General features: G+C 65.1%; 17 protein-coding genes and 2 pseudogenes. 14 read left to right on the plus strand and 5 right to left on the minus strand.

Going from position 1 to position 19,030, the window contains the following annotated elements; genetic code table 11:
* Positions 1-174 precede the first annotated feature (174 nt).
* Positions 175-403, plus strand: a pseudogene (locus tag AC2VOU_RS13885) (DUF6444 domain-containing protein); the annotation flags it as partial.
* 190 nt (positions 404-593) lie between these two features.
* Here the strand turns inward: AC2VOU_RS13885 and AC2VOU_RS13890 are convergent.
* Together AC2VOU_RS13890 and AC2VOU_RS13895 are read right to left on the minus strand one after the other, a co-directional pair.
* On the minus strand, positions 594-1,247 hold the full coding sequence (locus AC2VOU_RS13890) for a polysaccharide deacetylase family protein (RefSeq protein ID WP_486957907.1): 654 nt from the start codon (positions 1,245-1,247) through the stop codon (positions 594-596).
* Positions 1,240-2,082, minus strand: coding sequence for a fumarylacetoacetate hydrolase family protein (locus AC2VOU_RS13895; protein WP_486957908.1), 843 nt, complete (start codon positions 2,080-2,082; stop codon positions 1,240-1,242). The genes AC2VOU_RS13890 and AC2VOU_RS13895 overlap by 8 nt, the downstream gene beginning before the upstream one ends.
* Positions 2,083-2,145: 63 nt before the next feature.
* On the opposite strand from AC2VOU_RS13895, the gene AC2VOU_RS13900 reads away from it, so the two are divergent.
* From AC2VOU_RS13900 to AC2VOU_RS13960, 13 genes are all read left to right on the plus strand, one after another.
* Complete coding sequence (locus AC2VOU_RS13900; protein ID WP_486957909.1) at positions 2,146-2,802, plus strand: TetR/AcrR family transcriptional regulator; 657 nt, start codon at positions 2,146-2,148, stop codon at positions 2,800-2,802.
* A complete protein-coding gene (locus tag AC2VOU_RS13905; RefSeq protein WP_486957910.1) occupies positions 2,799-4,640 on the plus strand; it encodes an alpha/beta fold hydrolase in 1,842 nt (613 codons plus the stop codon). The genes AC2VOU_RS13900 and AC2VOU_RS13905 overlap by 4 nt, the downstream gene beginning before the upstream one ends.
* 121 nt (positions 4,641-4,761) lie before the next feature.
* Positions 4,762-5,625 carry an MlaE family ABC transporter permease gene (locus tag AC2VOU_RS13910; RefSeq protein WP_486957911.1) on the plus strand — a complete coding sequence of 288 codons (864 nt, stop codon included), beginning with the start codon at positions 4,762-4,764 and terminating at the stop codon, positions 5,623-5,625.
* 2 nt (positions 5,626-5,627) lie between these two features.
* On the plus strand, positions 5,628-6,485 hold the full coding sequence (locus AC2VOU_RS13915) for an MlaE family ABC transporter permease (RefSeq protein WP_486957912.1): 858 nt from the start codon (positions 5,628-5,630) through the stop codon (positions 6,483-6,485).
* 2 nt (positions 6,486-6,487) lie between these two features.
* The gene (locus AC2VOU_RS13920; protein WP_486957913.1) at positions 6,488-7,984 is read left to right on the plus strand and encodes an MlaD family protein; all 1,497 of its coding nucleotides are present in this window, start codon (positions 6,488-6,490) and stop codon (positions 7,982-7,984) included.
* Positions 7,985-8,022: 38 nt separating this feature from the next.
* Positions 8,023-9,048, plus strand: coding sequence for an MCE family protein (locus AC2VOU_RS13925; RefSeq protein ID WP_486957925.1), 1,026 nt, complete (start codon positions 8,023-8,025; stop codon positions 9,046-9,048).
* 2 nt (positions 9,049-9,050) lie between these two features.
* Positions 9,051-10,076, plus strand: coding sequence for an MCE family protein (locus AC2VOU_RS13930; protein ID WP_486957914.1), 1,026 nt, complete (start codon positions 9,051-9,053; stop codon positions 10,074-10,076).
* The gene (locus AC2VOU_RS13935) at positions 10,073-11,188 is read left to right on the plus strand and encodes an MCE family protein (RefSeq protein ID WP_486957915.1); all 1,116 of its coding nucleotides are present in this window, start codon (positions 10,073-10,075) and stop codon (positions 11,186-11,188) included. The genes AC2VOU_RS13930 and AC2VOU_RS13935 overlap by 4 nt, the downstream gene beginning before the upstream one ends.
* Before the next feature lie 50 nt (positions 11,189-11,238).
* Positions 11,239-12,321: an MlaD family protein gene (locus AC2VOU_RS13940; protein WP_486957926.1), complete on the plus strand. Its 1,083-nt coding sequence runs from the start codon at positions 11,239-11,241 to the stop codon at positions 12,319-12,321.
* On the plus strand, positions 12,318-13,589 hold the full coding sequence (locus tag AC2VOU_RS13945; RefSeq protein WP_486957916.1) for an MlaD family protein: 1,272 nt from the start codon (positions 12,318-12,320) through the stop codon (positions 13,587-13,589). The genes AC2VOU_RS13940 and AC2VOU_RS13945 overlap by 4 nt, the downstream gene beginning before the upstream one ends.
* A 16-nt stretch (positions 13,590-13,605) precedes the next feature.
* Entirely contained in the window at positions 13,606-14,289 is a 684-nt protein-coding gene (locus AC2VOU_RS13950; RefSeq protein WP_486957917.1) for an Mce protein, read from the plus strand.
* A 15-nt stretch (positions 14,290-14,304) separates the two neighbouring features.
* A complete protein-coding gene (locus tag AC2VOU_RS13955; RefSeq protein WP_486957918.1) occupies positions 14,305-14,931 on the plus strand; it encodes an Mce protein in 627 nt (208 codons plus the stop codon).
* Positions 14,932-14,935: 4 nt separating this feature from the next.
* Positions 14,936-15,727 carry a mannan-binding protein gene (locus tag AC2VOU_RS13960; protein WP_486957919.1) on the plus strand — a complete coding sequence of 264 codons (792 nt, stop codon included), beginning with the start codon at positions 14,936-14,938 and terminating at the stop codon, positions 15,725-15,727.
* Positions 15,728-15,902: 175 nt separating this feature from the next.
* Here AC2VOU_RS13960 and AC2VOU_RS13965 read toward each other — a convergent pair whose 3' ends face one another.
* The 3 genes and pseudogenes from AC2VOU_RS13965 to AC2VOU_RS13975 form a co-directional block, all read right to left on the minus strand.
* Entirely contained in the window at positions 15,903-16,916 is a 1,014-nt protein-coding gene (locus AC2VOU_RS13965; protein WP_486957920.1) for a transposase, read from the minus strand.
* Positions 16,808-18,034: pseudogene (locus tag AC2VOU_RS13970) on the minus strand (IS3 family transposase). Before AC2VOU_RS13970 ends, AC2VOU_RS13965 begins: the two are co-directional and overlap by 109 nt.
* Positions 18,035-18,105: 71 nt before the next feature.
* Positions 18,106-18,315: a hypothetical protein gene (locus AC2VOU_RS13975; RefSeq protein ID WP_486957921.1), complete on the minus strand. Its 210-nt coding sequence runs from the start codon at positions 18,313-18,315 to the stop codon at positions 18,106-18,108.
* Between the last annotated feature and the right edge of the window lie 715 nt (positions 18,316-19,030).

Genomic DNA, 19,030 nt, shown 5'->3' on the forward strand with positions numbered 1-19,030 from the left:
TCCTGTTGAGTCACTTGGTAGGTAACTCACTGACCACTACGCGATGGCCCACCCCAACAACGGCAACGACACACCCGGCCCCACCTCAGCGAGGTCCCCACTCCGGAAACCCCACCACGCCAGGGGACTTACCCGCGTCCGTCCAACGAGAAGCTCGCTGCGCAGAACGCGGAACTGCGTGCCGAGAACGCAGCATCGCGGGCGGTGATCGATGAGTTGCGGGCCGAGGTCGCGGAGCTGAAACGGCGGTCGGGACAAAACTCGCAGAACTCGTCGAAGCCACCATCGACGGATTCGCCGTTCACCAAGCCGGCGCCGAGGTCGCTGCGCCGCCGCAGTGGCCGCAAGCCAGGCGGTCAACCGGGGCATCCGGGATCGACGCTGGCGCTGGTAGATGACCCCGACGGGACGCCGCGTCACGAACCTGGCCCGTGCAGCGGGTGCGCGTGGACCTGGCCGGCGCGCCGGAGGTGGGTGTGGAGCGCCGCCAGCTGTTCGATGGCCGATACCCAGGACTTGGTGGATTGCCGCTACGACGAGCTCGCCATCGTCTACCGCACCGCAGTAGTTTTCAGCGCCTGTAACACCGTCGATCAGCTGCGGCGAGGCATCAGATGCTCGACGCTCCACCGCATGCGTCCGGCGGAGATCGGCACGCAGACTTCCGGCAGGTCTGCGCTTACCGCGACGCCCTCGTGCTTGAGTTCGTCCAAGAACCTGGGCAGGTCGTCCATCGCCCCGGTCGGCAGGTCGTGCAACACCACCACCGTGTGCTCTTGGTGTTGTGTGTCGGCGAGCGCGCGGTGCGCCCAGCCGGTCGGGTTCTCCCAATCGCGTGGCACGCTGTTCCACAACACGCACGTGTGCTCATTAGCTACGAGATAGTCGACAGCGGTTTGGTTCAAGCACCGCGAACTCAGCTCGCCCTCGGTCCCCCATGGCCGGAAGAGCGGCGGGTCGCTGAGGAATTCGGCCAGTACCTCGTGCGTGGTGGCGATTTCAACGAGCGACTCCATCGGCGCGAGTTCGCCGAGCGGGGCTCCATGGGTGAGTGAGTGGTTGCCCACCTGATGGCCCTCTTGAAGCATCCGAGTCAGCAGCGCACAGGCGGCCGGATCGTTCTCGACACGGTTCCCGACGACGAAGAAATACGCCGGTAAGGACCGTTCGGCCAGCATGTCGAGCACCTGGTCGGTCACTCCTGGCGTTGGGCCGTTGTCGAAGGTGAGCGTGATCCTCTTACCCATGGGTGAACCTCTGCTCTAGCTCTCCGATCCCCTCGATGTACGAGCGGAGCACTTCGCCGGGCTGTATCCAGCGCTGCGGTTTCCGGGCCAGGCCTACGCCGCCGGGGGTACCGGTGAAAATGAGATCCCCCGGTAGCAACGGGGCAATCGCAGAGAGCTGAGCAACAAGCTGAGGCACGGTGAAGAGCATCTGCGAGGTGTGTGCGCGCTGCATCTGCTCGCCAGCCAAATCGCAACCAACCACCAGGTCGTCCCTGTTCTCAAATTCGTCAGGGGTGACCACGACCGGGCCGATCGGCGCGAATCCGGGGAATGACTTGCCCAGGCTGAACTGGGCGGGTTGGGCCTGGAACTGGGTGATCCGCTCGGAAAGATCCTGCCCGATAGTCATCCCTGCGACGTGCTCCCACCCATCCGGTTCGTCGACCTGGTACGCGCGCCGGCCGATGACCACTACGAGCTCGACTTCGTAGTCCACCTGCCCGCCAGGGTGCACCACCTCGCAGTACGGTCCGGGGAGGGCGGAGCGGAACTTGGTAAAGACTGACGGGAACTCTGACGCTTCCAGGTGCACTTCGCCCGCATGCTCGGCGTAGTTCAACCCTACCGCGAAGGCCTGCCTCGGCTCGGGGACCGGGCACGCCAAATCTCGCTCCTGGAACCCGACGCCGGCCCCCTCAAGATCTGTCGTCGACTCCCGTGCCTGAAAGTCACCCCAACGCTCGTACAGCTGGGTGACATCCGGCCCGAATTGGCCTCCCGAAGCCTCGGCCGCGTCCACCGCCCGGCCTGCCCGCACCAACACCGCCCGTCCCCCGAGCACCCCTATCCGCATACGGCCTACCCTTATTTCAAGATGATTGACTAATTGATCAGTCAGTCATGTTACGCTCGGCGCATGGCGTTGCTCACAACCGGCCCGCCCCAGACCGCAGATCTGCCCCAGGGGACCACTGCCAAAGAGCGGATCCTCGCCGCGACCTTCGCGTGCTTCTGCGAACTCGGCTATGAGAAGTCCTCCATGAAACAGATCGCCGCCCGCGCCGGCGTCTCACAACCGCTGCTGCACCACCACTTCGATACCAAGGAACGGCTCTTCCGCACCGCGATCAGCGAGATGGCGACCACCATGTTCGGCGAGACCGAGCGCAACATCGCGTGGTCGAGTTCTATCGAGGCGCGCCTGACGGGAGCGATGGAGCTGCTGTACTCGCTGTTCCTCAACAATCTCCGCGTGGTCACCTTCATGGTCGAGTTCGCCGCGGCGGCCAACCACAACAGCTCGCTGCGCGCGGCGTACCTCGATTACCGCGACGCCCAACGGAGCCGTCTCGTCGACTTGCTGAACGCGATGATCCCGGAACTCTCCTCGGCGCGGGCCGAACACTCCGCCCAACTCTTCGAGACCGTGCTGCTCGGACTGGCGATGCGCCGCCCCTTCGAGACCGACGAAGCCGCTTACCGGCAAGACTTCGTCACCCTGGCCCAGCTCTTGATCACCACGCTGACCGAACCAGATCCAGCACCTCCCACCCCAGGAACGGAGCGACCATGACCACCCAGTATGACGTAGCGCTCGAGCCCATGGCGCAAGACAGCGTGCCCGGCAGCGCCGGCAAACCCCTCTTCTTGCGCCGCTATGAGCATCCACAGGCGGAATACCTGCTCGTGCTCGTGCACGGCACCGCGGGACATAGCGAGGTCTACCACGATTTCGCCGAATACTACCGGCGGAACTACCCGGTGACGGTCTGGTCCTTCGACCTCACCGGCCATGGCCGCACTCCAGGCCCCCGCGGCGTCTTCACCTTCGAGGACTTCCTCGAGGATACCCGTCTGGTAGTCGAGAAAGCGGTCGCGACCGGGATCCCAGTCGTGCTGCACGGCGCAAGCCAAGGCGGCGAGGTCGCGTTTCACGCGATCGAGCGTTGCCCGGGGATCGTGGGCGCGGTGTGCATGAACATCCTGCTCAACGATGAGATCCAGATGGAGCCCGCGATCCGGCTGCTGCGATCGAAGACAGCGGCCTGGATCGCCGAGAAGTTCGGCGACCGCATCCGCATCCCGCTGCACCGGTCGGTCAGGCGGCTCAAGGCCGCGTATCAAGAAGACCCCGATATGCTGCCGAAGAAATTGGCCGACCCGTACTACGTCTGGTCCTATGGCCTCTCCAGCTATCGAACCGTCTTCACCTATCGTCCACCCCGGCCCGCCGCTGCGAACACCACACCCATCCTCATCGCCTGCGGCGCGAACGACGAGATCGTCAAACCCGAGCACGTCCGGGCTTGTTTCGAGCGGATCGGCGGGCCGAAGGATCTGTTTGTGATGCCCAGCGGCGGTCACCAGCTCATGCTCTTCGAGACCGACGTATACAGCAAGGTGGTCGACTCGTGGGTTCAGGAGCGAGCCCTCGGCAAAGCGACGTCGTGGACAGCGCCGATCGACGCCGAGGAGCAGACATTCTTCGATTTCTTAGGGCGGGAACGGCGTAACGAGGCCGAAGGCGAGCCCGAGTACCGCTACTCCCGGCTGGACAGGCTCCTCACCTGGGCCAGCAACGGGACCATCGAACGCGGTGTGCGCTACTTCTCCCAAGCCAACACCAGCGCGCAGTGGGCGTTCAGCGAGGAAGTGGTCAGCAAGATCGACTACTCCGCGTGGGACTTCCTCGCGGCCTACCTGCCCCTAGAGCCCAGCGCGGGGCGCGGTCGCCTAGCGGTCGGCGGCTGTGGCCGCGGCATATTGATCCAGGGTTTGGCGGACCAGCACCCAGAATTACGCGACTGGGAGGTCCACGGCTTTGACGTCGACTACAAGGCGATTCGCGCCGGCCGGCGGCGCTTCGCCGACAACCCGAACGTGCAGATGCATGTCGGCGACATCCGTGACCACGATGTGCTTGGCGAAGACGAGTTCGACGCGGTGTACCTGCATGGCATCTTCGACCACTGCACGGAGCATCGCGCTGTCCTTGAAAGCGCTTATCGCGCCCTCAAACCCGGCGGACGGGTGTTCTACGTGGCCCCCGACCGCAACTTCTACACCTGGGTCTCCTTCGTCACCGTCGGACCGCTGTATGTGTCCGGGTTGTACAAGTCCATTCACGACTTCCGTCGTTTCCCACGACCGGCCGAAATATCTGCGCTGCTCGAAGACGTCGGCTTTACGCTGGTGCCCAAGAACGACGAGCCCGGATCCCCCGCCATCGTGGGCTTGGAGTACCAAACCCCGTTCAACCCGATTGCTCTCGCGCGCGCGCTGCGCGTGCGCGATCTCTCCGCGGCGAAGTTTCAACACACGAAGCCACGGCGCTGGCTGGGTGGAGGATACCTGGGCGAATACGTTGGCGCCGCGGAGAAACCGCCGACGACTTCTACAACAGTTTTCTAACATCGTCTCGCCACCTGTCGTCGTCTGCATCGGATTCTCGTTTCCGCTGTCGGTCGGGAGGACCGTGACACTAACTGAACCCGGTGCGTTCATCAGAACGCACGGATATGGAGGGGATTTATTGACAGGCGTCGCTGAGCGGGGACGGCTAGCCGAGCGATCGGCCATTGGGGAGATCGCCGACTGGGTTCGCCGGTATCTGCGGACTCACCCGTTGATGTCGCTGAGCACAGTCGGCGGACAGGTGATGCTGGGTGTCCGGGCTGTCCAGTATCTGGCTTTTGATGTGCTCACCGGCCGCTTCATCGTCGGGGAGTTCGTTGAGCAGGCTGCATTCATGGCGGGAACAGCCTTTCTGCCAACGGTTTTGGTGACCATCCCGATCAGCGTCGTGCTGTCGATCCAGTTCAGCTTGTTGGCCGCGCAAGTCGGCGCCACGTCGCTGTCGGGGGCGGCGACCGGGCTGGTGGTGATCCGCCAAGGGGCTCCACTGGTGGCGGCGCTGCTGCTGGCGGCGGCAGTGGGCTCGGCGGTGTGCGCAGACTTGGGTTCGCGGACGATGCGAGAAGAAATCGCGGCGATGGAGGTGATGGGAGTTTCGCCGGTTCGGCGCCTGGTAGTTCCCCGGCTCGCGGCGCTGATCCTGATCGCGATTGCGTTGACCGGGGTGACTTGTTTTGTCGGATACATCGCGAGCTACCTGTTCAACGTCTACGTGCAAAACGGCACACCGGGCTCGTTCATCGCCACCTTCTCCTCCTTCGCCACCATCGGGGACTTTGTGCTGGCGCTGGTCAAAGCTGTCATCTATGGGGCGATCGTGACAACCATCAGCTGCCACAAGGGCCTGGACACCCGCGGGGGGCCAGCCGGAGTGGCGAACTCAGTGAACGCGGCGGTAGTCGAGTCGGTGCTGCTGCTGATGATCGTCAACGTGGTGCTCACCCAGCTTTACGTCATCGTCTTCCCCCGAACGACCATCTGACCATGGCCGTCCCGACGACATATCAGATCCGCTGTGTCCGCCCGGTTATCCAGGCAGCGGGTGCGGCGAACCGTACGGTGGCCAAAGCCGGCCACGTGGTCCATTTCTTTGGCCGGATCGTCGTCTCGGTGCCGACCATGTTCCGGTACTACCGGCGGGAAATGTTGCGGCTCCTGACGGATATCTCCTGGGGTAACGGGTCGATCGTGGTCGGCGGGGGCACGGTCAACGTGGCGGCGGTGCTGGGACTGACTGCGGGCACGCTGGTCGCCGTCGAGGGATATAACGCGCTGAACCTGCTGGGCCTGGGTCCGGCGATGGGCCTTGTCTCGTCATTCGCCACGACCCGCGAGCTGGCGCCGATCATGATCGCGATGGCGTTCATCGCCCAGGCCGGATGCCGGTTTACCGCGCAGCTGGGGGCGATGCGGATCAACGAGGAAATCGACGCGACCGAGGTGCTTGGCATCAACTCAGTCGCGTTCCTGGTCACCACCCGGGTGGTGGCATCGGTCATCGCCATTATTCCGTTGTTTTTGACGACCCTCGGGCTGGCGTACTTGGCCACCCAGCTCGCCAGTTCATTCGCCGGCCAGTCCGCCGGGTCGTATCAGCACTACTTCTCGTTGGGTATCAGCGGACGCGACGTTGTGTTCGCGACGATCAAAGCGGTGGTCTTCGTGTTCATCGCCTCGACACTGCAGAGCTACTACGGCTACTTTGCCAGCGGCGGCCCGGCCGGTGTGGGGGTGGCCGCGGGGCGGGCGATGCGGTCGAGCCTCACCGTCGTGATGATCGTCAACATGCTGCTGACCATGGCGCTGTGGGGCGTGGAATCCGGGGCAAGGTTCGGCGGGTAGCGATGCCAAACTCCTTCGACACCGATCCCCGCGGTCCGTCCAAGCGTCTGCTGCTTGTGGTGGGTGTGTGCTTCCTGGTGGTCGCGGCCCTGACCGCGACCTCGATGGTCGCCAAATACCAAGGCAAATTCGACAATCTTGTGCGGGTCGACCTTGAGCTGGTCAACATCGGAGACGGCTTGCCGGCCCGCTCGGACGTGAAGTTCCGCGGCGTCCTGGTGGGGTCGGTTTCTGATGTCACCCCGTCCCGATACGGGCGGCCCAACCTCGTCCACGTCGACCTCAAGCCGAGCTACGCCGCCGGTATCCCCAACACGGTGACCGCGCGGGTGGTCCCGGAGAACCTGTTCGCCGTGTCGGCGGTGCAGCTGGTGGACAACGGGAAAGGCTCAGGGCCGCTTCGTCCCGGCTCGATCATCCTTGAAGACAAAACCCTGCCAACGGTGTTGTTCCAGAACGTGTTGGCTAAGCTGCGCGAGGTGCTGGCCGCCGTGGCGCGCAAGCCCAACGACACCAGCATCGGGGTGCTGGCCGCCTTGGGCGAGGCCACTCATGGCCGCGGCCAGCAACTCACCGACGCCGGACACCAACTGAATGAGATTCTGGCGCAGCTGAATACGGTGGTCAGCGCCGACGGCGCCGGCCCGTCCACGCTCTCTGCGCTCAGCGCCGCCGCCGGCGGCTTGCGCAGCACCTCCCCGGAGCTGTTCGACGCGCTGGATGCCTCGGTCCGTCCGATGCGGACCTTCGCCGAAAAGCGTTGGCAATTGACCAATTTCCTGTCCGGCGGGCTCAGCACAATAGGGACCCTGGGTGACGCATTCGATCACCAAACCGACCGGATGATTGTCATCAGCACCGAGCTGGCCCCGGCGCTGGGCGTGCTCGGCGACCACGCCGGCGAGTTCCACGGCATCTCCACCCGCATGCAAGTACTGGCCAACAAGATCTACGACGAGGCGTGGGATCCCAACACCAATCTCGGCTACATCAAGGCGGTTATCTCGTTTAACCCGAGCCGGACCTATGTTCGCGCCGACTGCCCCCGCTACGGTGCGCTCGAGGCCCCGAGTTGCACAACGGCACCCGAAACACCGACTGCCCCAGATCTGTTGCCGGCCTTGGGATCTAAGGGTTTTGCGCCCACGCCGGGGCTCTCCGAGAATCGCCCCAACCTGGCTCCACCGCGCAACTCGATGCCGGACTATCCGCAAGGCCCTCCCGCGCCTCCTCCCCCGCCGTGGGTGGTGCCGCCGCTGCCGCCCGGTGCCGCACAGCTGCCCGACCGACCCCCGGCACCGGCTCCCCCGCCGGCCGTCATGCAGCCGCAGTCGGCGGTCATCGGCGGCAACGTCGGGCCGGTCGGCAGCCGGCAGGAGAAAGAACAGCTCGGCCGCATTGTGGGCGGGCCGGCCACCGCGGCCACCGAGTTGCTGCTGGGTCCGTTGGCGCGCGGCGCGACCGTGCACATCACGCCGGATCCCGGAGGTCACCGGTGAGCGGCTATCGCACGACATTGATCGGTTTGGCCATTTTCATGGCCTTTGCGGTGACCGTGACGTGGATGGTGTTCGCCACGTTGCAGCGCGATGTCGCGGGCCCGACGAACACGTATTCGGCGGTGTTTACTGATGTGTCCGGCATGGCGCCCGGCGATGACGTCCGGGTGGCCGGGGTCCGGGTCGGCCGGGTGGACAAAATCGACCTGGAAGGCACACTGGCCAAGGTCACCTTCCGGGTGCAACGCGGCCAGCCGCTCTACACCAACACCGTCGCATCGGTGACCTACCAGAACATCATCGGACAGCGCTACCTGGGGCTCGCGCCAGGGCCGGCCGTCGACAAACGACTGTTACCCAACCACGGTCAGATACCCGAAGAACACACCACCCCGTCGTTTGACATCTCCTACATGCTCAACGGGTTTGAGCCGCTATTCACCGAATTGGACCCGAAGCAGGTGGACAACCTGACCAATGCCATTATCCAAGCGTTTCAAGGGGATTCGGGTTCAGTCCTGGCGTTGACGACCCAGGCGTCGGCGTTGGCGGAAACCCTGGCCGGCCCCGACCAGGTTCTTGGCGACCTGATCAACAACCTCAATGACCTTATGGGCACTCTGGCCACGCAGAACACCAACTTGCAGACCATGATTCGCCAGACCCGTGGGGTGATGTCGGAACTGGCGGGCCGCCGGGCCGAGCTGGTTGCATCGGTCGGGTCGATCAATTCGACGACAGCGCGGTTGGCGGCCATCGTCAACAACATCACGCCCGACGCGCAACAGTTCATCGGCCGCCAACCCGGTTTCCTCGACTACGGTCTGCACCAGGGTCGACAGCGGTTCGCCTACATGGCAGCCAACCTCCCCTTTGTGATCAAGGGTCTCGCCCGGGTCACCCAGGAAGGCGCCTACGCCGACGTATACGCGTGCGACGTCGACTTCGGCCTGTGGCGCGGCCTGTTCCACTGGTTCCGGGCCTTCGTCGCCTCGGCAACCCCGGGTGACTACGTCACCCCCGGTTACCTCAACAAGATCAAACACAGCGCGATATGCAGGTAGCCATGTTCAATCGGTTCAAGCGCCCCCTCGAGTCCTACAACAAGGTCTGGCTCGGGACGATCGGGCTGGTGGTCGTCGCCGCACTGCTGGCCGCCGTGGTGTTGTACGGCGGCCTGGGCCTGGGCAAGACCGGCTATCAGGGCGAGTTCGCGCAGGCCGCCCAGATCAAGAAGGGCAACCAGGTCACCATCGCCGGTATCCAGGTCGGCACCGTCGACGGCGTGAAACTGGCCGGCGACCATGTGGTGGTCGCGTTCAATGTGCGCAACGACGTGCATCTGGGTGCCGACACCCGGGCGGCCATTAAATTGACCACGATTTTGGGGTCGCGCTACCTGGAGGTGTCACCGGCCGGCACTGGCGGGCTCGACCACAACACGATCCCGTTGGGCAACACCGAGGTTCCCTACGACCTGCAAAAGACCCTTGCCGGTGCGACCAGCACCTTCGAAGCCGTCGACGCCCAGCGCATCGTCGACTCGGTGAAAGTGCTGAACGCGAATCTGCAGGGACTGCCCGACGCCCTGCCGCAAGCACTGGACAACCTGCAATCGCTGGCCAGCATCATCGCCGATCGGCGCGGTCAGCTCGGCACGCTGCTGTCCAACGCCGACACCTTGACCAGGACGCTGCGAGACCAGAAGGCCGACCTCGGGGCGCTGGTGCTGCAGGGCCGTGACCTGCTGGGTGAGATCGCCACCCGGCGCGCGGCGGTGCGACGGCTCTTCGCCAGCGCCACCACGCTGGTCGAAAGGACCAAGACGATCGTGGGCGACGAGCCGGCCATCAACCAGTTGCTCGCCAATACGCAGGAGTTCACCGCGATGATGACCGACCACGACGCGTTGCTGCGCAACATCTTGCAGTCGATGCCGATTGTGGTGCGCAACTTCGCCAACATGACCGGCAGCGGCAACGCCGTCGACGTCACCCTGCCAGCCGGCCCGTTTGTCGACTCGTGGATGTGCGCGCTCAGTGGGCGGGCCAAGCAGTTCAACCTGGTCGAATATTTCAAGGACTGCGAATGAGCCGACGCGCCAAAGTGATTCTCACCGCAGCGGTCGCCGCCGTGGTCCTGACGGTCGCGGGGATCGTGGTGATTCCTCGCCTGGCCGAGGGGCAGATCACCGTCACCGCCGAATTCGAGGACGCCGTTGGGTTGTATGTGGGCAACGGGGTGTCGGTGCTGGGCATGCCGGTCGGCACGGTGACCAGCATCGAAGCCAAGGACAGCTACGTCGAAGTCAAACTCGCCATCGACAAGAGCGTGGCCATTCCGGCCGACGCGCAGGCGGTGACGGTGTCGAACTCGATTCTGACCGACCGGGTCGTCGAGCTCACACCCCCGTACCGCGGCGGAGCCAAGCTGAAAAACGGCGACGTGCTGGGTCTGGGGCGCACCCGCACCCCGGTGGAATTCGACCGGACATTGGCGATGATGGACAAGCTGGGCAAGGCGCTGCACGGCGACTCCACCGGGCACGGACCATTGGGGGATCTGGTTAACCTCGGCGCCCAAATCACCTCCGGCAACGGGCCCCAGCTCAAAGCCACCTTCGACAAGCTGTCCGCGGCGCTGCGCGTCGGCGCCGACAAGGGTGCCCGCAGCAAAAACAACATCCAGGCGATCATCACCAGCGTCGCCGAGTTGACCCAGGCGGCCGCCGACAACGACGCCGCGATCCGTGCATTCGGCTCCAACCTGCACCAGCTGGCCGACATCCTCGCCGACGAAGACCTCGGCTCGGGTGACACCGGCGCGAAGGCCAACCAGATTCTCGCCGAAGTGGCCCGGCTCCTGGAGCACAACCGCGACGCGCTGAAGGGCACCTTCGCCGGCACCCGCGCCATCACCACGACCCTGACCGATTACCGGCGGGAACTGGAGGAGACCCTCGACGTTGCGCCGATGACGGTGGACAACATCTACAACGTCATCGACCCGGTCGCCGGCAGCGTCCGGGTACACGGGCTGATCGACAAGGTGCTCTTCAACAGTCAATTCGGCAAGGAAGTCTGCACCCTGATGGGACTCAAACAACTTGGCTGCGCTACCGGAACGCTGAAGGACTACGGGCCGGATTTCGGGCTGGGCGAAATGCTCGACCTGATGGGCAATGGGATCAGTGGTACCCCATGAGGTACCTAGGCGCGGCCCGCCGCGGGTCTCGGTGTGCCCTGACCGTCGTGATGGCCACGCTCGTGGCCGGCTGTGCCGTCGGCCTGGACCGCCTGCCGCTGCCGGCGCCGGTTGCCGGCGGCCAAAGTTATGCGCTGACAGCAGTTTTTGCTAACGCGCTGAATCTGCCGGCCAAGGCCAAGGTCAAGTTGTACGGCGCCGATGTCGGCGAAGTCGAGTCGATCCAGGCCAAGGACTTCACCGCGCGGGTCAACATGCGGATCCGTGCCGATGTGCCGCTGCACGTCGGTGCCACCGCCGAACTGCGGTCGGCCACCCCGCTGGGTGATGTATTCGTGGCGATCACACCCGGTCCGGACCAGCCCACGGACACGCCGCTGCTGCACAACGGCGACACGATCGGTCTGAAATCCACCGCCGCGGCCCCCACTGTCGAAGAACTGCTCGACTCGTTGGCGTTACTGGTCAACGGGGGCGCGGCACGCCACCTGGTTTCCATCCTCAACGGAGCCGGGCAGGCCGTGGGCGGGCGCGGCGAAAAGGTCGACATCCTGCTGCACCAGAGCAGGGAGCTGCTGTCGAAGATGACCGCACGGTCGGCACAGCTGGATGCCGCGCTGCACCGCACGTCCGAATTGGCGGCCACAATGTCGGCCCGCAAGACCACCCTCGACGAGTCGCTCACGGCCGCCGCTCCGGCGATGGCAGTGATCGCCGACAACACCACCCGGCTGGCCGATCTGGCCGACGGTGCGGCACGCATCACCCGCCAGCTCTCCCGGTTCCCCTCCATCAAGGGCACTGACACCCGCAGCACGGTCGCCGACCTCAACCGCCTGGCCGCGGTGTTCAATGACATCTCGGTCGACCCGAACTTATCGCTCTTCGCGTTCAACCGGCTGGTCGGGATCATTATGCACCTCACCAACTCTACGGCGGCACACTCCATCGACAACGTTGCGAAGCTCACCGGGGGCCCGTGGCCCGGCCTGAACTACCCCGGCGATCCGGGGTTGCACTGGCCGGACGGAACCGACTGGCATCTGATGGTCGGCAGCCTGCGATATGAGTGGAACCTGTTGCTGGACAAAATTTATGGGTCAGAGCGATGGAACCCGGCGGTACCGCAATGACCGCCTCACCCAACCCGCTGGAATCCGCCGCCCGGCTGGTCGTCGACCTGGTCCGGGCGGCGGCCAAACGCCGCATCCTGCTATCGGTCATCGGCTTGGCCGTCACCCTCCTCGTGGCGCTCGCCTACGTCACGATCGGAGGCCTGGGGATTAACCCGGCGCGCACGATGATCGCGGTGCGGGTGCTGTTGCCCGAGTCGGGCGGGCTGTTGGCCAATCAGGACGTCACGCTGCGCGGAATCCCGATCGGCCGCGTCACCGCGGTCAACCTCACCGGCAACGGGGTGGAGGCGGTCGCGGCGATCAACGCCAATGCGCGGATCCCGCGGGACAGCGCCGTTCGGGTCTCGGGTCTGTCGGCGGTCGGCGAGCAATACCTGGACTTCCGACCACAGCACGGCGGCGGACCGTATTTGACCGACGGCACGGTGATCGGCGAGCACCAAACCACGATCCCGGTGTCGCTGCCGCAGATCATCGACGACAGCCACGGCGCGCTGGCTCAGGTGGACCCGAAGAAGCTGGCCGACCTGTTCGGCGAGTTGCGCGTCTCACCCCAAGGACCGCAGAAGCTGGCGGCGATTTTCGACGGCGCAATCTTCCTGTCGTCCACCCTGGACGGCGTGCTGCCGCAGACCGTCAGCATGTTGCGCAACACCCGGGTCGTGTTCACCACCCTCGATGAGGTCACGCCGGGTCTGCGCCGGACTTCGGTTGACCTGCAAGGAGTTCTGCGAGGCGTCAACAAGATGGACGGCGGGTTCCGCACGTTGATCGACAACGGCAGCGGCCAGCTTGCCGATGTCGACAACCTGCTGGCCGACAATCGTGAGAACATCGTGGCGTTGCTGGGGAATCTGACCACGGTCTCCCAGTTGCTGTATCTGCGGATACCGGCGCTGCAGGATCTGTGGCGTCCCGACCACGACTCCCTGATCGACCGCTTATCCAGTATTTTTCACGACGGCGGCCTGTGGGCCATCGGGGAGGCGTACCCGAAGTACCGCTGCGATTACGACCTCCCGCGCCGCGCACCCTCACAGGCGGACTTCCCCGAACCGTACCGCTACACCTACTGCGACAACCCCGACCCCTCGGTGCTGATCCGCGGGGCGCGCAACGCGCCCCGACCGCCCGGTGACGACACCGCCGGCCCGCCACCAGGATTCGACCCGCTGGCGCAAACCGACGCCACCCCGGTGTACCCGCCGTACACCTTGCCCACCACCTACGCGGGCCCCCCGCTACCCACCTGGATACCGAACTAGCGACCCTGGAGCCACAGTGTCTAAGCGAACACCGACCAAAGACGTCTTCGACCAACTCGACGAGCTCGACGAGCCTGCCGAGACGGAGACGGCACTGCCGCCGGAATCCGAAATCGCCGCCAGCATGTCGCCAGAGGATGCCGCTGCGCCCCAGAGTGAATCCGACGACGAGACCACCCAAGAAGCCGCCGAGCCGGGCGCCGACGCGCGCTCGCCGCGGCGCTGGCGGCGCCGGCTGGTTGTTGCGCTGGCCGGCATCGTTTTTCTCGCCGCCCTGGGATCGTCGGCGTATTTCGGCTGGCGACTCAAACAACTCGACGACACCGCCGCGGCCGGTCAGGCGGCCTTGGACGCCGCGCGCCACTACGCCGTCGCATTGACCACCCTCGACTCCAAGGACATCGACAAGAATTATCGGCAGGCCCTCGAGGGCGCGACCGGCGAATTCAAGGACGAATTCGGCCAGGGATCGGCGCAACTCCGTCAAGTCCTGATCGACAACAAAGCGACGGGCAAGGGCATCGTGATCGACGCCGCGGTCAAATCAGCGACGACGAAAAAGGTCGAGGTGCTGCTGTTCGTCGACCAATCGATCACCAACGCCGTCAATCCCAGCCCGCGCATCGACCGCAACAGGGTGCAAATGACCATGGAGCTGATCAACAACCGTTGGCTGGCAAGCAAAGTCGAAATCCTGTAGCGCGGGAGTATGGACATGAGATTTGTTGACGAGATCACCGTGGCTGCTATTTGCACATCAAAGGACGACGAGCAGCCCGCCGAGTCCGGCTCCGACGATGAAGCGAAAGACGCTGCGATCGATGACAACACGCGTAACCGGCCCTTGCGCCGGCGGCTCAGGCCGGCGATGCGCTGGGCCGCTGCCGTGGCGGTCGCCGCCGTTGTTGCCGGCGCCGGCTACGAAGGCTGGCTGCTATTTCAGCAGCACCAGAAGGATGTCGCCGCCGCACAAGCGCTGGATGCGGCAAAGAAATTCGCCGTCACGCTCACCAGCACCGACCCCAACGCGGTCGACCAGAACTTCACCGACATTCTGGGCGGCGCGACCGGGGACTTCAAGGACACCTACACCAAAGCCAGTTCGCGGCTCCGCAAGATGCTGATCGACAACAAGGTCGCCACAAAGGGCAGTGTCGTCGATTCCGCGGTGAAGTCCGCTACCACCAATAAGGTCGAGGTTCTGCTGTTCGTCAAACAGTCGATAACCAACTCAGACAACCCCGACCCGCACACCGACGTCACCGCCGTCACGATCACGATGGAGAACGTGAATGGTCGCTGGCTCGCCAGCAAGGTCGTGCTACCGGCAGAGCAACGGTAGAAGCATGAAGTGGGTGGCAAGCCTGGCGACGGCGGGGGTCGCGGCGACATTAATCACAGCGCCCACGGCGAAAGCTTCCGCCGCCCAATTCTGCGCCGAACTCAACGCGACCTGGGACGGCGGACACTGCACAACTTTGGTCACCTCGCAGCGCAAGGCGGAAATGTTCATCTCGCTCGCGCTGCCGGAGCCGATGCTCGACAACCCCACCGCCGGCCCGGCCGTGCGCAACTATTACCACCGGCTGATCGACGGCTGGCGCACAACCGGAGCCGAGACGCCGCGCGACAGCAGCGCATCTGCCGACTATCAGCTGTACTCCGGGCCGGGTGCGGTGCAGTCGCTGATCGTGCACGAAGACTTCGAACCGTTCGGGATCCAGGCCAATAACGCCTACCGGTCATTCGTCTTCGATATGGCCAAGGGGCGCCGGCTGATCCCCGCCGACTTGTTCAAGCCGGGTGTCGATCCAAACCAGGCGATCGAGGCGGCCACCGCACCGGAGCTCACCGATGCCTTGAACGCAGCCGCACCCGCGCACGCCCCCAACACCTACCCCTTCACCGCCCAGGAGTTTGCCCCCGGACCCACCGGCACCGGCTACAGCGGCGACTACCGTGCCTTCGGGCTAGCCCAAGACCAGCTGATTCTCTACATGCCCGATGCACCGATGCTGCGGGAAAAACCAAGTCCACCAGACCGTTACGTGTGGTCGATGGACGGCGGAACGGTGTCGCTGCGGGTGCCGCTGTCCTCGCTGGCCGGTTCGCTGCGCCCGGAATACGGTGGAGCCTAAGTGGTCTCGCTCGTAAATTCGTCGGGGGTCAGGTCCAGGCGGTTGGGTCGGCAAGGTAGAGGCCGCAGGCGGTGTCGAGAGCGTCCTCGGGTGCACCGGCGGTGTGGCCGGTCGGCAGGGCGGAGTCTTGGTAACCGTTCTTGCTGGCGAGGTAGGGGCTTGATAGCAGATGCTCCTATGTTCCTGCAACGATTTTCGTGGGTCGTTCGGGTGGTTGGAGGGCGTGGAAGATTTCGCGGGCGATGTAGCGCTTGAGGCAGCGCATGGCCTCGTTTTTGGTTTTGCCGTCGGCCAGGCGTCGGGCCAGGTAGTCGCGGGTGGGCTGGTGGCGGCGTAGTCGGACGACGAGGATGACGTGCAGGGCACGGTTGGCGTCGCGGTTGCCTCCCCGGTTGAGCCGGTGCCGGACGGTTTTGCCGCTGGATGCCTCGATAGGGCTGACGCCGCAGAGTTTGGCGAACGCGGCGTCGGTGCGGATCCGCTGCGCGTTGTCGCCGATCGCCGTGAGCAGGGTTGCGGCGGTATCTGGGCCGACCCCGTAGACCGCACGAAGTTTGGGCGCTGCGGCGGCGGTGATGGTGTCGATCTGGCGGCCCAGCCGTTCGGTTTCGGCGTCGAGTTCTCGGCAGCGCACGGCCAACGATTTGATGGCGATCTTGACGGCATCGATTGGGGTGGATGGCATTTCGGGTACGGTGAGGATCCGGCAGGCGTAGAGCAAATCGCTTTTGTGCAGATCTGCCAGCTGCTCGCGTAGCTCGTCGGGTGCGGTGACGATCAGAGATTTGAGGGCAGTCACCGCTTTCGCGCGGGCCCGCACGACGCTGGTGCGAGCCACCCGCAGCACGCGCACCATCTCGGCAGGTCCGTCGGCGGCCTTGGGCACACCGAGGTCTTCACCGGCCAGCACCATGGCGGCGGCGCCCGCCGCGTCGGCGTCATCGGATTTGCCGTACCGGGCGCGGCGCTGTCGCTTGGGACGTCCGACCTCGGTCACCTCGATGCCTTGGGCTCGCAGGTACCGGGCCAGGCCGGCGCCGTAGGGGCCTTGCCCCCATGTAGTGGACACGGGATTTGTGGTTAGGCGGCTTCGGGCAGCGTAGTGGGTGTCAGGGTCCTTTCGTAGGTGGCGGGGCTGGAATGGCGGCAGCGGGAGTGTCGTCGTTTGGTGTTGTAGCGGGCCAGCCATCGGAAGACCTCCCGGCGGCAGCTCGCCGCGTCCGGCCAGCAGGCGCGGTCCTGGAGGACTTCGCGTTTGAGGGTGGCGTGAAACGATTCGGCGAGCGCGTTGTCGGCAGAACCCCACCCCACCCATCGACTGGGTAACCTCCAACTCGCGACAGATTGTAGCGAAATCCCTTGATGTGTACTGACTTCCGTGATCCGAGTGGAACACCGACCCGGCCAAGGTGCCCCGCAACGCGGCCGCGGCCTGCAGTGCGTCTTCGACCAGTTCGGTGCGCATGTGATTGGCGATCGCCCATCCTGTCACCCGCCGTGAGCAACAGTCGATCACCGTGGCCAGGTACAGGTTGGCGCCGGTGGCCAACGGCAGGTAGGTGATGTCGCCGACGTACTTGACGTTGATCACCGGCGCCGTGAAGTCCCGCTTCAGCAAATCGGGCACCTTCTGGCTGGCCGGATCCGGCACGGTGGTCTTGACGCGGCGTTTTCGCCGGTAGCCAACGATCTCGGCACCGCGCATCACCCGCGCGACCCGCTTGTGGTTAACCCGCTCATCGTCGGGCACACCGTCGTTGAGCTCGGCGGTGATCCGCGGCGCCCCGTAGGTGTTGTCCTCGTCGTGCACCACGCGGATACGGTCGGCCAGCGCCTCATCAGCAGCGGCCTTCGCGGCGCGGGTATCGGCGCCGGCCAGCCACGCGTAGAACGATGAACGCGCGACCTCGACGACTGCGCAGAGCCACTTCACCTCGAAGGCGTGCAGGTGGTCGGCGACGAACTGGAAGCGGCTCACCAGTTCGTCTCCCCGGCGAAATACTTGGCCGCCGAACGCAGAATGTCACGCTCGGTGGATAGCCGAGCCTCGGTGGTGCGTAGTGCCTTGTTCTCGGCGCGGAGCCGAACCAGTTCCTGCTCAGGGCTCTCCGCCCCGGGCGCGGGCTCGGCCACTATGACGCCGCGGCGGTGCCGAATCGGCACCCCGGCCGACTTGCACCACGCCGACAACGTGGCCTCGCTGACACCGAGCTCGGCAGCGATCTGGGTGATCGTCGCGCCCTCGGTGTCCCGGTAGAGCGCGACTGCATCGCGCTTGAAGTCATCGGGGTAATTCTTCCTTGCCATCGGGTTGGATCATCTCGCTTCCCCCAGGACATTCCTGGGATTAAGCGTGTCCAACACACGGGGTCAAGTCCCTAGTGGCCTGGCCCTTCGATGCCGACCGTCCTGAGCTGTCCCAGCGACTGTGCCCACGCCAGCAGTTCGCGGTATCCGTCGGTGTTGGCGGGGATACGGCGGCATCCCACCGGGCGGCCCAGCTGGTCGGCGGCTTGCCCGACGTGGAATTGCTTGTGGGTGTCGACACCGACGATGATCTGCTGCCCGGTTGTGGTGGTGGATGGCATTGCGGCCCTTCGTATGTCCGGATTGGTGGGTGGAAGGGCAGAGCCGCCGGCACGGGGACGTCACTGCTACGGGACGTGTGATCGCGCTCCTATGAGGTCACGTCGTGCGGGCGGTTCCGCGCCGAACCGGAAGCGGTCGACGGATCTGACGATTGCAGGCACACCAGCTGGTGGCCGGTAAAGAAACGAGTCAGACCGCACCGGCTCGGGCGCGGACCCTACCGACGCACCTGCCGAACCCTGCCGGGGAAACGCCGGTGGTTCTTTAATATAAGTGAAGAAAGTTCTCACACCCCAGTTCAGGCGGGTTTTTTGTGTCAGCTGTTGGCGGCTGAGCGGTGTGTTCTGGCCGTTGGTGGCATCGGCTCCTTCGTCGGCGGTGGCTTGGTCGGTCCGTCGCGCCTGGTGTGCTGGCCACAGGGTGCCAGGGTCGGCTGCGTGGCCTCGCGCCTGGCTCCCGTTGTTGCTGGTGGACGCCGGTAGGGCGGATTGGGTCCGTGGCGGTGGACGCAGGGCGCCGTGGAGCGACCGGCGCGGACGGGAGCGCCAGCGGACGGAAGCGGAGGGAGCGCAGCGGAGCCCGGCGGGAGCCGTCACGGCGTTGAGGGTCGGTGATCACCGGTGAGCAGGGCGATGAGGGGCTGGGCTGCTTTGGCCAGGTGGTCGAGGACTGCGCGGCCTTTGTCTGCGCTGGCCAGCGAGGGTTGGCCGATGA

The sequence above is a fragment of the Mycobacterium sp. TH-M25 genome (genome assembly GCF_057473665.1).